The organism is Streptomyces sp. NPDC043952, from assembly GCF_056435325.1.
The window spans coordinates 1-12,492 of the sequence record NZ_JBWKES010000024.1; the positions used below are offsets into that span (position 1 = coordinate 1).

Annotated in this window: 12 protein-coding genes; 7 read left to right on the plus strand and 5 right to left on the minus strand. The window is 72.8% G+C overall.

Translation table 11 applies throughout. The features are described 5' to 3' along the window. The 3 genes from AC069R_RS24290 to metK form a co-directional block, all read right to left on the minus strand. On the minus strand, window positions 1-848 hold an 848-nt coding region (locus AC069R_RS24290; protein ID WP_478768987.1), incomplete at its 3' end, for a homocysteine S-methyltransferase family protein. Between the two features lie 62 nt (window positions 849-910). Further along, a complete protein-coding gene (locus tag AC069R_RS24295) occupies window positions 911-1,894 on the minus strand; it encodes a carbohydrate kinase family protein (protein WP_478768918.1) in 984 nt (327 codons plus the stop codon). A 30-nt stretch (window positions 1,895-1,924) separates the two neighbouring features. Then, the gene (metK, locus tag AC069R_RS24300) at window positions 1,925-3,133 is read right to left on the minus strand and encodes a methionine adenosyltransferase (protein WP_478768919.1); all 1,209 of its coding nucleotides are present in this window, start codon (window positions 3,131-3,133) and stop codon (window positions 1,925-1,927) included. An 820-nt stretch (window positions 3,134-3,953) separates the two neighbouring features. Between metK and AC069R_RS24305 the strand changes: the two genes are divergently transcribed. From AC069R_RS24305 to AC069R_RS24320, 4 genes are all read left to right on the plus strand, one after another. Then, window positions 3,954-4,715 carry a thioesterase II family protein gene (locus tag AC069R_RS24305; protein WP_478768920.1) on the plus strand — a complete coding sequence of 254 codons (762 nt, stop codon included), beginning with the start codon at window positions 3,954-3,956 and terminating at the stop codon, window positions 4,713-4,715. A gap of 74 nt (window positions 4,716-4,789) precedes the next feature. Further along, window positions 4,790-6,322, plus strand: coding sequence for an FAD-dependent monooxygenase (locus AC069R_RS24310; protein ID WP_478768921.1), 1,533 nt, complete (start codon window positions 4,790-4,792; stop codon window positions 6,320-6,322). A gap of 83 nt (window positions 6,323-6,405) precedes the next feature. Next, on the plus strand, window positions 6,406-7,617 hold the full coding sequence (locus AC069R_RS24315) for a cytochrome P450 (RefSeq protein ID WP_478768922.1): 1,212 nt from the start codon (window positions 6,406-6,408) through the stop codon (window positions 7,615-7,617). Continuing rightward, window positions 7,617-7,823: a ferredoxin gene (locus AC069R_RS24320; RefSeq protein ID WP_397988474.1), complete on the plus strand. Its 207-nt coding sequence runs from the start codon at window positions 7,617-7,619 to the stop codon at window positions 7,821-7,823. The genes AC069R_RS24315 and AC069R_RS24320 overlap by 1 nt, the downstream gene beginning before the upstream one ends. A 49-nt stretch (window positions 7,824-7,872) precedes the next feature. On the opposite strand, the gene AC069R_RS24325 is transcribed toward AC069R_RS24320, so the two are convergent. Further along, the gene (locus tag AC069R_RS24325) at window positions 7,873-8,517 is read right to left on the minus strand and encodes a TetR/AcrR family transcriptional regulator (protein ID WP_478768923.1); all 645 of its coding nucleotides are present in this window, start codon (window positions 8,515-8,517) and stop codon (window positions 7,873-7,875) included. Between the two features lie 85 nt (window positions 8,518-8,602). Between AC069R_RS24325 and AC069R_RS24330 the strand changes: the two genes are divergently transcribed. From AC069R_RS24330 to AC069R_RS24340, 3 genes are read left to right on the plus strand one after another with little or no spacing between them, the layout of a single operon-like run. After that, window positions 8,603-9,286 carry a CatB-related O-acetyltransferase gene (locus AC069R_RS24330; protein ID WP_478768924.1) on the plus strand — a complete coding sequence of 228 codons (684 nt, stop codon included), beginning with the start codon at window positions 8,603-8,605 and terminating at the stop codon, window positions 9,284-9,286. Window positions 9,287-9,338: 52 nt separating this feature from the next. After that, on the plus strand, window positions 9,339-10,661 hold the full coding sequence (locus AC069R_RS24335) for an erythromycin esterase family protein (RefSeq protein ID WP_478768925.1): 1,323 nt from the start codon (window positions 9,339-9,341) through the stop codon (window positions 10,659-10,661). A 35-nt stretch (window positions 10,662-10,696) separates the two neighbouring features. Next, window positions 10,697-11,257 carry a GNAT family N-acetyltransferase gene (locus tag AC069R_RS24340; protein WP_478768926.1) on the plus strand — a complete coding sequence of 187 codons (561 nt, stop codon included), beginning with the start codon at window positions 10,697-10,699 and terminating at the stop codon, window positions 11,255-11,257. Here the strand turns inward: AC069R_RS24340 and AC069R_RS24345 are convergent. After that, complete coding sequence (locus AC069R_RS24345) at window positions 11,190-12,464, minus strand: MFS transporter (protein ID WP_478768927.1); 1,275 nt, start codon at window positions 12,462-12,464, stop codon at window positions 11,190-11,192. The genes AC069R_RS24340 and AC069R_RS24345 overlap by 68 nt on opposite strands. Window positions 12,465-12,492 lie beyond the last annotated feature (28 nt).

Below are 12,492 nucleotides of genomic sequence, written 5' to 3' on the forward strand. Positions count from 1 at the left end.
ACCACCTGACGCAGGTGCTCGGGGGTCGTACCGCAGCAGCCGCCGACCAGCGACAGGCCGTACTCGCGGACGAAGGTCTCCTGAGCGTCCGCCAGGCCCTCCGGTCCGAGCGGGAAGTGCGCGCCGTCCCTGGTGAGGACCGGCAGGCCGGCGTTCGGCATGCACAGCAGCGGGACGCGGGCATGCCGGGTGAGATAGCGCAGGTGCTCGGTCATTTCCGCAGGCCCGGTCGAGCAGTTCAGGCCGATCATGTCGATGCCCAGCGGCTCCAGCGCCGTCAGCGCCGCGCCGATCTCCGAGCCCAGCAGCATCGTGCCGGTGGTCTCGAAGGCCATCGAGACCAGGAGCGGGACCTCGGCGCCGAGGGCCGTCATGGCGCGGCGCGCGCCGAGCACGGAGGCCTTGGTCTGGAGCAGGTCCTGGGTGGTCTCCACGAGGAGCGCGTCCGCACCGCCGGCGAGCAGCCCCTCGGCATTGGCCTGGAAGCCGTCCCGGATGGTCGTGAACCCGATGTGGCCGAGGGTGGGCAGCTTGGTGCCGGGACCGATCGAGCCCAGCACCCAGCGGGCGCGGCCGTCCCGCGCGGTGAACTCGTCGGCGACCGTGCGGGCGATCCGGGCGCCCGCCTCGGACAGCTCGTACACCCGGTCCGCGATGTCGTACTCGGACGCGGCGGAATGGTTCGCCCCGAAGGTGTTGGTCTCGACGCAGTCCACGCCCGCGTCGAAATAGGCGGCGTGCACCGAGCGCACGATGTCGGGGCGGGTGACGTTCAGGACCTCGTTGCAGCCCTCCAACTGCTGGAAGTCCTCCAGGGTCGGGTCGTGGGCCTGGAGCATCGTGCCCATGGCCCCGTCCGCGACCACCACACGGGAGGCGAGCGCCGCACGGAGCGTCTCGGAGCCTGCGGTCACCGCGGCCACAGCACACCTCCCAGGTGCGCCGCCAGCTCGTCGGCCGCCGCCGTGCCGTAGGACGCGGCGAGCACGGCGCACAGCCGGGCGGGATCGGCTTCGTAGGACTGGGAACCGACCTCGCCGAGCGCCAACGAGGCCATCGCACACCCCAGTTGCGCCGCGAGCAGGCGGCTCTTTCCCCAGGCGAGGGCCGCGAGGAAGCCCGCGCGGAAGGCGTCGCCGACTCCGGTCGGATCGGCGATCCGGACACCGGCGACGGCGGGCACGCTGAGCACCGGGCCGTCCGCGGTCTCGATCCGGACCCCGTCGGCGCCGAGCGTGGTGACCCAGGACCCCACCCGTACCAGGACGTCCTCGTGATTCCAGCCGGTGCGTTCCAGCAGCAGGGTCGACTCGTACTCGTTGGTGAACAGCCAGCGTGCCCCGGTCACCAGGGTGCGCGTCTGGTCGCGGTCGAGGCGGGCCAGCTGCTGCGAGGGATCGGCCGCGAAGGCGATGCCGAGCGCGCGGCACCGCTCGGTGTGCCGCACCATGGCCTCGGGGTCGTCCGGCGCCACGACCACGAGGTCCGGCACCGGATCGAGGCGGCTCAGGTCGATGTCCCGCGCCTCGGCCATGGCACCGGCGTAGAAGGCCGCGATCTGGTTGGCGTCCTGGTCCGTGAGGCACAGGAACCGGGCCGTCTGCCGCCGGGCCGAGACATGCACGGCGCCGGTGTCGACGCCGTGCTCCTTGAGCCACACCTCGTACTCGGCGAAGTCGCTGCCGACGGCGCCGACGAGCACGGGGCCGAGCCCCAGCCCGCCCAGCCCGTAGGAGATGTTGGCGGCGACCCCGCCGCGGCGCACCTCCAGGTCGTCGGCCAGGAACGACAGCGACACACGGTCGAGCCGGTCGGGGATCAGCTGATCCGCGATCCGGCCGGGAAACGTCATGAGGTGGTCGGTGGCGATGGAGCCGGTCACCGCGATGCGCATGGGAACTCCCGTCCCTGTCGGTCCGGCCGGTCAGCGACCCGCGGCGGCGTTGAGCTGGTCGGCACGGTCCGTGCGCTCCCAGGTGAACTCGGGCAGCTCACGGCCGAAGTGGCCGTAGGCGGCGGTGCGCGAGTAGATCGGCCGCAGCAGATCCAGATCGCGGATGACGGCGGCCGGACGCAGATCGAACACCTCGCGGATGGCCCGCTCGATCACGGTGCGCGGCACCCGCTCGGTGCCGAAGGTCTCCACGAACAGGCCCACCGGTTCGGCCTTGCCGATCGCGTAGGCGACCTGCACCTCGCAGCGTTCGGCGAGGTCCGCCGCGACGACGTTCTTGGCGACCCAGCGCATCGCGTAGGCGGCCGAACGGTCCACCTTGGACGGGTCCTTGCCGGAGAAGGCGCCGCCGCCGTGCCGGGCCATGCCGCCGTACGTGTCGATGATGATCTTCCGGCCGGTCAGGCCGGCGTCGCCCATCGGGCCGCCGATCTCGAACCGGCCGGTGGGATTGACCAGCAGCCGGTAGTCGTCGGTCTCCAGCTTGATGCCGTCCTCGGCCAGCCGGGCCAGCACGGGCTCCACGACCTGCCGGCGCACGTCCGGGGTCAGCAGGTGGTCGAGGTCGATGTCGGCCGCGTGCTGCGAGGAGACCACCACCGTGTCCAGGCGCACCGGGCGGTCGTCCCGGTACTCGATGGTGACCTGGGTCTTGCCGTCCGGGCGCAGGTAGGGCACCACGCCGTCCTTGCGCACCGCGGCCAGCCGGCGCGACAGCCGGTGCGCCAGTTCGATGGGCAGCGGCATCAGGGTGGGGGTCTCCCGCGTGGCGTAGCCGAACATCAGCCCCTGGTCACCGGCGCCCTGCGCGGCGAGTTCGTCATCGCTGTGGCCGAGCCGCTGCTCGTACGCGGTGTCCACGCCCTGGGCGATGTCCGGGGACTGGGCGCCGATGGACACCGACACGCCGCACGAGGCGCCGTCGAAGCCCTTGGCCGACGAGTCGTAGCCGATGTCCAGGACGGTCTTGCGGACGATGCCGGGGATGTCCGCGTAGGCGGAGGTGGTCACCTCCCCGGCGACGTGCACCTGGCCCGTGGTGATCAGGGTCTCCACCGCCACCCGTGAGGTCGGGTCCTCGCGCAGGAGGGAGTCCAGGACGGCGTCACTGATCTGGTCAGCGATCTTGTCGGGGTGGCCCTCGGTGACGGACTCCGAGGTGAACAACCGGGTTGCCATGTCTCTCCTAGGCGTGAGCAGTCGTGTCCAACGTGCCGCCCGGGTCCGGGCGGCCGGCGGGCTCGCCGGGCGGCGGCCGTGAGATCCGTACGAAGCCGGCGGCGCGGCTGGGGATGCGGCCGCGCGGGCGCGGCGGCCCGGACGGCGGCCGACCCCCCTGGGGCCGTGTCCGGCCGCCGCCGGCGAGGGCGGGACGCGGACGCCGCGATCGGGGCCGGCCGCACCGGAGTCCGTGCCGCGGGACCGGCCGGGAGGCGTCCCCGGCAGCACACGGACGGCGGCGGGGTCCGTACGCGTCTGTCGTCCCCTCCCCTGGCGGTGCCACGGCGGCATCAGCGTGTCCTCGGCCCGTGGAGGGCGGCTGGAGGACCGCTCGACGTCGCGCGCGGCGCGGACCCGAGGCCCCGGACCGGGCCGCCACGGCGCGGCGCACGCCGGGAAGCCCCGCACGGTCGGCGCGGCACACACCGAGGAGACCCACGAGGTGGGGGCACGGCCGTACGACCGCGGCGGTGCCCCCGCGGCATGTCCACCGGCCAGCGTCCGGCCCGCCGCCCGACGGCCCTCGGGGCGCCCGGGACGCCCTGGACACGCGGCCCCTCCACCGCTCCGCGAGCACCTGTCGAGGCCGGCGCGGCAACCTCGGGCGTGCGCTCCGATGCGGACCGGAACGAGCCCTCACGGAGCCACGGACCGCCCGCCGGCGCCCCCATTTCCCCCGATGGGCACCGGCGGGCCCTCCTCCTGCGCGCCGTCGTGCCGGCCGGTGCGACCGGCGGCGACAGCGGGTCCGGCGGGGCCGAGACGAAGGGACACAACAGTGAACAGCACGTGGTTCCGGCGCTTCACCACGGCCGCGGGGGATGGACCGCGGCTCGTCTGCTTCCCGCACGCGGGGGGCTCCGCGACGGCCTACCTGAAGCTGGCACGCGCACTCGCCGACGGTTTCGACGTGGTGGCCGTCCAGTATCCGGGGCGCCAGGACCGCTACGAGGAGGAGCCGTTCACCGCGCTGGCCCCGCTCGCCGAGGCGGTGGCCGGGGAACTGGCCCGCGAACTGGCCGCGGATCCGGGACGGCCGTACGCCTTGTTCGGCCACAGCATGGGCGCACTCGTCGCCTTCGAGACCGCCCGTCTGCTGGCCCGCGGCGAACTGCCCGCCCCGCGGCGGCTGTTCCTCTCCGGCCGGAGCGGCCCCGCCGTCCGCGACCGGACCCGTTACGACCTCTTCGACGACGCCGAGATCCTGGCCGACGTGGGCCGGCTCGGCGGCACCGACCGGGCCGTGCTCGACGACCCCGAGATCCAGGAGATGGTGCTGCCGGCGCTGCGCGGCGACTACCAGGCCTTCGGCACGTACCGCTGGCGCGGGGGAGAGCCGCTCACCGCCCCGATGACCGTCCTGATCGGGGACCACGACCCGATGGTGGCGCTCCCCGAGGCCGAGGCGTGGCGGGAGCACACCACCGGCGACTTCGACCTGCGGGTCTTCCCCGGCGGCCACTTCTACCTCTTCGACCACGTCGACGCGGTCGCGCGGGCCGTCACCGGCGGTCTGCTCGCCGGCACCGCCGCCCTCTGACCGCACCTCGCCGCCGGCCGCCGGCCGGCACCGATCCAACGAAGTCAAGGCACCACGCAACGAGGGGAAACGACGTGGGAAACACCGGTACGGACACCGACGTGGTGATCGCGGGCGCCGGGCCGACGGGACTGATGCTCGCCTGCGAGCTGCGGCTGTCGGGCGTCGACGTGGTGGTGGTCGAGCGGCTCCCGGAGCGGACGGGCGAGTCGCGGGCCGGCGGGATGCACTCGCGCACCCTGGAGGTGCTGGACCAGCGCGGCATCCTGGACCGCTTCCTCGCCGCCGGCGAACTCCAGCCGGTGGGCCACTTCTCCGGCCTCTACCTGGAGTTCGACCCGGCCGAGTCCCGGCACGCCTACCCGCTGATGATCCTTCAGTCCGAGATCGAGCGGCTGCTGGAGGAGCGGGCCGCCGAACTCGGCGTACGGGTGCGCAGGTCCGCCGAGGTGAGCGGGGTCCGGCAGGACGAGAACGGCGTGACGGTCGAGCTGCGGACGCCGGACGCGGCCTCCGCGCCGGTGCGCGCCCGCTACCTCGTGGGCTGCGACGGTGGCCGCAGCACGGTACGCAAACTGGCAGGCATCGACTTCCCCGGCACCGAGCCCACCATGACCGCGCTGATCGGCGACGTCGAACTCCCCGACCTGACCGAGGACTACATCTGGGTGCGGCGCTGCGCGGGCGGCGACTACTCGGCCATCGCCTTCGAGCCCGGCTGGTACCGGGTGATCACCTCCGAGTACGACCACGTCGCCGACCGGGACGAACCCGTGACGTTCGAGCAGCTGCGCGAGTCGCTGGTCCGGCTCGCCGGCACCGACTTCGGCATGCACAGCCCGCGCTGGGTCTCCCGGTTCAACGACGCCGCACGGCAGGCCGCCCAGTACCGCAAGGGCCGGATCCTGCTCGCGGGCGACGCGGCGCACATCCACTTCCCGGCCGGCGGGCAGGGGCTGAACATGGGCGTCCAGGACGCGGTCAACCTGGGCTGGAAGCTCGCCTCGGTGGTGCGTGGCCAGGCCCCGGAGGCCCTGCTGGACAGCTACCACGACGAGCGCCACCCCGTCGCGGAGCGCGTCCTGCTCAACACCCGCGCGCAGTCGGCCCTGGCCCGCCCCGGCCCGCAGACCGACGCGCTGCGCGAGGTGTTCGGCTCGCTCCTCGTCTTCGACGACGTCAACCGGAAGCTGTGCGGCATGCTCACCGCCCTGGACATCCGCTACCCCGCCGACGGCAACCACGAGCTGACGGGCCGCCGGGTCCCCGACGCCGGCCTCAAGACGCCCGACGGCGCCACCCGCGTCCACGCGCTGCTGCACACCGCCCGTCCCGTCCTGCTCGACCTGGGCGGCGGCGCCGAGGCGGCGGCGCTCGCGCGGGCCTGGGCCGATCGCGTCGACCTCGTCGAGGCGCGGAGCGTGGACGACCACTGGGTCGTCCCGGCCGTCGGCGAGATCCCCGCCCCCGCCGCGCTCCTCGTCCGCCCCGACGGCCATGTCGCCTGGGCGGCCGACGACGGCGTGCCCGGCACCTTTGCCCTGCGCACCGCCCTCACCACCTGGTTCGGCGGTCCCACCGACGCGACGAGCCGGCTTCCGCACTGACGATCACGGACCGACGCCATGAGACGTAAGGACTGACGAGTGTCGACATCGCCCACAACTCCGTTGCCCAGGAGGGTGTACGCATGACCGAGCAGCTGATCGAGCTGATGCTCCAGCCCTCGACCCGTACCCAGGAAAGCCCCATCGAGCCGTCCCCGGCATGGCGGGAACTACAGCATTCCGCCCCGGTGCACCGGGTCCGGCTGCCGGACGGCCACTATGCCTGGATACTCACCGACTACCAGCTGATGCGGAAGGTGCTGGCCGACCACAAGCGCTTCAGCGCCCGCTACGAGCTGTGGCACCTCCCGTTCCCGTTCGTCGAGGAGGGCGGCACCCTGCCGCCCGCGATGGTCGGCGACCCGTCGGGAATCGACCCGCCGCACCACACCCGGATCCGCCAGGCGGTGACCGGACTGTTCACCGTCCGGCGCATGCGGCAGCTGACCGAGCGCATCCAGAAGATGACGAACGAGCACCTGGACGCCATGGAGAAGCTGACCCCGCCGGTGGACCTGGTGAAGGTGTTCGCGGAGGCCATTCCGTCGCTGACCATCTGCGAACTGCTCGCCGTCCCGGAGGACCGCCGGGAGGAGTTCCTCAACCAGGCCCGCACGGTGATGAGCTGGGACGTCAGCCTGGAGGAGCGGGGCGCGGCGCACAACGCCGTCCACGACTACCTGCACAGCCTGGTCGTGGAGAAGCGGGCCAGCCCGACGGACGACATGATCAGCGACCTGGCCGCCACGGACCTGACCCTCGACGAGATCGCGGGCTTCTGCGCGTTCCTGCTGGGCGCCGGCATGGACACCACGTCCAACATGATCGCGACCGGCATGTTCGTGCTGTTCAACCACCCCGAGCAGCTCACCGGGCTGCGCAACGACCCGACCCTGATCGACGACGCGGTCGAGGAACTGCTCCGCTACCTGAGCGTGGCGGACATGGCGTTCCGGACCGCCCTGGAGGACGTCGAGGTGGGCGGCGAGACCATCAAGGCCGGGGAGACGCTGGTGTTCTCCCTCGCGGTCGGCAACCGGGACCCCAAGAAGTACCCCGACCCGGACCGGCTCGACCTGCGCCGCAAGCCCTCCGGCCACCTGGCCTTCTCGCACGGCATCCACCAGTGCCTGGGCCAGCAGCTCGCCCGCGTCGAGATGCGGGTCACCATCCCCGCGCTGCTGGAGCGCTTCCCGTCGCTGCGGCTGGCCGCCTCCGCCGAGGACATCCCCATGCGCACCCGCGAGAACATCTACGGCGTCTGGAACCTCCCGGTCACGTGGGGGGAGGAGTGATGGACAGCGGCACTCTCAGGCTCGTCGTCGACCCGAGCCGCTGCGTCGGCGCCGGCATGTGCGCCCTCATCGCGCCCGAGGACTTCGACCAGGACGAGGACGGGCGGGTGACGTTGCTGCGTGCGGCGGGCGCGGGCGACGAGTCCGTCCGCCGCGCCGCCGATTCCTGCCCCTCCGGAGCCGTGCGGATCACCATCGAGAGCTGAACGCCCGGCTGGAGCACCTCGAAGAGATGCGGAACCGGTGAAGTCCCCCTCAATTGCCGCCCGCCGACGGGGACTCGGCGAAGGCGCCCGCGGCGGCGGCGAGGGCGGCGGTCCGCGCCGCCTGGCCGGGCAGTCGCGCATCGGGTGCCGTGCGCAAGAGCACCAGCTGGTGGTACAGCGGTGCGGTGGCCGCGACGAGCAGGCGCCGGGCGTCGGTGTCCGGGGGCAGCTCGCCGCGCCGCACCGCCCGGCTGACGGCGATCTCGCAGCGCGCGTACCGGTCCTCCCACAGGCGCTGCTGGGCCCGCGCGGCCTTCTCGGAGCGGAACGAGGCGGCGATCAGCGCCATCACGATCGGCGGCTGTGCGGTGAGGGCCGTCTGGATCTCCTCGTTCAGCGCTGCCAGGTCGCCTTCCAGCGAGCCGGTGTCCGGCGGCCCCCAGTCGTCGTCGGACGCCGCGTCGAGGACGTCGGCGAGCAGGCCGCCGACGTCTCCCCAGCGCCGGTACACCGTGGTGCGGTGCACACCGGCGCGGGCGGCGACCGCGTCGGTGGTGAGCCCGTCGTAACCGTGTTCGCCGAGCAAGGCGACGACCGCGTCGAGCACCAGCCGGCGGATACGGGCGGTGCGCCCTCCGGGCCGCCGGCGGGCCGGCGGACGGGTGCCTTCCGATTCCGGGTCTGCGGGAGTCATCACAAAAACCTTTGCTCGGGGCGTCGACCTGATGGCAGGCTATTAAAGCAACACCTGTCGCACTAGTAGGGAGACGACCTTCGTGATGCCGCCTGTACCCGCCGACCCGACCGTGGTGCACCCGATGCCCGGCCAGCCGCGGGTGGTGCTGCTGAAGCCGCTGATCACCTCGGAGCTGATCGAGGTCGGAGACTTCTCCTACTACGACGACCCCGACGACCCGACCGCCTTCGAGACCCGCAACGTGCTGTACCACTACGGGCCGGAAAAGCTGGTCATCGGGAAGTTCTGCGCGCTGGGCGAGGGCGTGCGGTTCATCATGAACGGCGCCAACCACCGCATGGACGGCCCCTCCACGTTCCCCTTCCCGATCATGGGCGGTTCCTGGTCCGAGCACTTCGACCTCATCACCGGCCTGCCCGGACGGGGCGACACCGTGGTGGGCCACGACGTCTGGTTCGGCTACCGGTCCATGGTGATGCCCGGCGTCCGCATCGGCCACGGAGCGATCATCGCCTCCGGCTCCGTCGTCGTCGACGACGTCCCCGACTACGGCATCGTCGGCGGCAACCCCGCCCGCCTCATCCGCCGCCGCCACAGCGACGCCGACGTGGACCGGCTCCTCGCCGTGGCCTGGTGGGACTGGCCGCTTGAGCACATCACCGAGCACATCCGCACGATCATGTCCGGCAGCGTCGACGACCTGGAGAAGGCGGCGCCCGGACCTGCGGGGAAGGCGCAGCAGTCCCCAACGCCCCTCGGCTCTTGAGCCAGTTGCACCACGAACCACCGTTCCAAGCACCGAGAATCGAGCTGCCCGTATGCCTTCCGCACCGCACCGCGACACCTTCACCGACTGGCTCCGCGCCCACGCCGTCCCCCTCGACCACCTCGACCCCGAGGCGCCGCTCGACGATCTGGAGCCGCTGCGCGCCGTCATCGGTGACGCACGGGTCGTCGCGCTCGGTGAAAGCTCCCACTTCATCGAGGAGTTCGCCGCCCTGCGCGAACGCATCCTGCGCTTCCTGGCCGAGCGCTGCGGATTCACCGTCCTGGCCTTCGAGTACGGCTTCAGCGAAGGCTTCGCCCTCGACACCTGGGCCCAGGGCGAGGGCACGGACGACGACCTGGCGGCGCACCTCGCCGGGACGATCCCCGTGGGAGCCGACGGGCCGCTGCGCTGGATACGCCGGCACAACCGCACCGCCCCGGCACCGGTGCGCTTCGCGGGCGTCGACATCCCGGCGGCCGGCGGCTCCCTGCTGCCCGCCCTGACCCCGGTCGCCGACTACCTGCGCCGGATCGACCCCGAAACCCTGCCGCTCCTCCAGGAGGCGATGCGGATCGCCGCATCGTTCGCCGGCGGCTCCGCGGCCGTCGCCGCGCCCGCGTGGGCGCGCCTGGCCACCGCCGAGCAGGACGCCCTCAGCGCGACCCTGACCCGCCTGCTCATCCGGTTCCGCTCCCTCGCACCGCTGTACGTCTCCCGCGGCGACCAGCGCGACTACGACATCGCCGTCCGCCGGCTCGAAGGCGCCTGCCACGCCGACCACTCCTTCCGCGCCATGGCGGGCCTCTTCGCCGGCAACGGACTGACCGCCGACACCTCGGCCCGCGACGCCTACATGGCCGGGTCCCTCCTGTGGCACCTGGATCGCCACGAACCCGGCACCCGCGTCGTGCTGGCGGCCCACAACGCCCACATCCAGCGGACACCGGTGTCCTTCGACGGCCGGCTCACGGGACTCCCGATGGGACACCACCTGCACCACGCGCTCGGCGACGACTACGTCGCCGTCGGCATGGTGAGCACCACCGGACACACCGCGGACATGCCCCGCGACGAGAACACGCCCTTCGGCTTCACCATCGACGCCACCGCGCTGGAGCCGGCCGAGCCGGGAAGCGTCGAGGCCGCCTTCGCCGACGCCGGACTCGGGCTGAGCGTCGCCGATCTGCGCCGGGCCCGCCCGCGGGCGGGCCGGGAAGACGCCGGCCCCGCTTCAGGCCCCGACCGCATCCGGATCCAGAGCGCCTACCTCCACACCCCGGTCCTGGAGGCGTTCGATGCCGTCCTCCACACCCCGACCTCCACCGTCGCCGACACCGGCTCCCTGCTCTGCCAGTCAGGAAGCCGGGGCTGAGACGGGGAGGCCGCGGCCGAGACTAGGGTGCGCGCATGGAGATCGAAAGCGAAGACATCGCGGACGGCGTGATACTCCGGCTCGCCGAACCGGCGGACGCCCCCGCACTGTGCGCCGCCTACGCCGAGAACCGGACGCACCTCGAACCCTGGGAACCGCGCCGCCCGGAGTCCTTCTTCACCGTGGCCGGTCAGCAGCGGCGCCTGGAGGAACAGCAACGGCATTACGCGGACGGCCGGATCGTGCCGTGGCTGTTCGAACGCGACGGCCGGATCGTGGGCACCATCACGCTGTCCGGCATCGCCCTGGGCGCCTTCTGCAGTTCCTATCTCGGCTACTGGGTCGCCGCGGACCAGCAGGGCCGGGGGCTCGCGACCGGCGCCGTCCAGCGGGTCTGCCGGATCGCGCGGGACACGATCGGACTGCACCGGATCGAGGCGACCATCCTCCCGGAGAACACCGGCTCCGCACGGGTGCTGGAGAAGTGCGGGTTCGAGGCGATCGGCCTGGCCCCGCGCTATCTGCACATCAACGGACAGTGGCGGGATCACCGGATCTTCCAGCGGGTGCTGCACGACGAACACCCGGTCGCGTGATCCGGGCGGCGCGCACCGCCACGGCGTGCGCGCCCAGCCCCGCCGCCGCGAACAGTACGCCCAGCACCGTCCAGCCGGCCGCCCCCGCGGCCACCACACCGCCCGCGACCAGCGACGGCCCCACCATGCCCTCCGCGGTCGGGCCCAGGTTGTAGGCGGCGGCGTAACTTCCGCGCTCCGCCTCGGGGGACAGCGCGAACTGGAGCCCCCAGCCGCCCGAGGAGTGCCAGATCTCGGCGAGGGTGTGCAGCACCACCGAGGCCAGCATCAGCGCCGCGGCCGCGGCCGGCGGCACCCAGGACGCGAGCGTCAGCGTGCCGCACATCAGGGCGAGGAACAGCCCGGCACGCCGCATGTGCCGGCCCGCGCCGGGCACCGTCTCGGCACCCCGGCTCAGCGGCACCTGGAGCGCGATGGCGATCACGGTGTTGACCGCGATGAGCAGCGGCGCGATCGCCGCCGGCGCCTCGGTCCGCTGGGTCACCCACAGCGGCATGCCGATCACCAGCACCGACAAGTTGAGCTGGAGGAAGCCGTTGCAGCACGTCAGCAGCAGGAACCGGCGGTCGCGGAACGGCGCGAGCCCGGTGCGCGCCCGGACCTTGCGGTGGCCGCCCACCTCGCGCGCCCGCATCATCAGCACGGCCGCGACGACGAAGGACAGCGCGTCGCCCAGCAGCAGCGAGCGGTACCCGAGATCCGTGCCGCTGCCCACGGCCACCGCCGCCAGTAGCGCGCCCACCAGGAACCCGGAGTTCTTCAGCACCTGCACCCTGGCCATCACGCCGATCCGCTCGGCGTCCGGGAAGGCGGCACCGACGTAGGTCTGGAGGGCGGGCATGCCGGCGTACTCGGCGAGCCCCAGCAGGCACAGCACGGTGAGGAACTGCCAGAAGGAGCCGACGAACGCCAGCGCGGAACACCACACCGCGCGCCACAGATGCAGCGCGACCAGCGCGCGCCGCGGCCCGATCCGGTCCACCAGCGCGCCGTTGGGAACGGTCGCGGCGAGCGCCACCAGGCCGAGCACGGACAGCCCGACGCCGATCTCACCGGCGGACAGCCCGACCACGCGGGAGTAGAAGAGGGCGGCCCCGGCCAGGAAGAGACCACCGCCGACGGCGTCGATGGCGACCGTCGTCAGAAGCCGTCGTTCGGTCGGGCCGGTCGGGCGGATCCCGAACCGCGCGGTCACCGACATCGGCATGATCAGTCACCGGTCCTTTCCAGAGGGT

Excerpts from the sequence above, each read along its gene's own strand:
- AC069R_RS24330 (WP_478768924.1), top strand. The coding sequence starts at position 8,603 with ATGCCGCCTGTACCCGCCGACCCGACCGTGGTGCACCCGATGCCCGGC.
- AC069R_RS24295 (WP_478768918.1), bottom strand. The coding sequence starts at position 1,894 with ATGCGCATCGCGGTGACCGGCTCCATCGCCACCGACCACCTCATGACG.
- AC069R_RS24335 (WP_478768925.1), top strand. The coding sequence starts at position 9,339 with ATGCCTTCCGCACCGCACCGCGACACCTTCACCGACTGGCTCCGCGCC.
- metK (WP_478768919.1), bottom strand. The coding sequence starts at position 3,133 with ATGGCAACCCGGTTGTTCACCTCGGAGTCCGTCACCGAGGGCCACCCC.
- AC069R_RS24340 (WP_478768926.1), top strand. The coding sequence starts at position 10,697 with ATGGAGATCGAAAGCGAAGACATCGCGGACGGCGTGATACTCCGGCTC.
- AC069R_RS24325 (WP_478768923.1), bottom strand. The coding sequence starts at position 8,517 with ATGACTCCCGCAGACCCGGAATCGGAAGGCACCCGTCCGCCGGCCCGC.
- AC069R_RS24320 (WP_397988474.1), top strand. The coding sequence starts at position 7,617 with ATGGACAGCGGCACTCTCAGGCTCGTCGTCGACCCGAGCCGCTGCGTC.
- AC069R_RS24315 (WP_478768922.1), top strand. The coding sequence starts at position 6,406 with ATGACCGAGCAGCTGATCGAGCTGATGCTCCAGCCCTCGACCCGTACC.
- AC069R_RS24345 (WP_478768927.1), bottom strand. The coding sequence starts at position 12,464 with ATGCCGATGTCGGTGACCGCGCGGTTCGGGATCCGCCCGACCGGCCCG.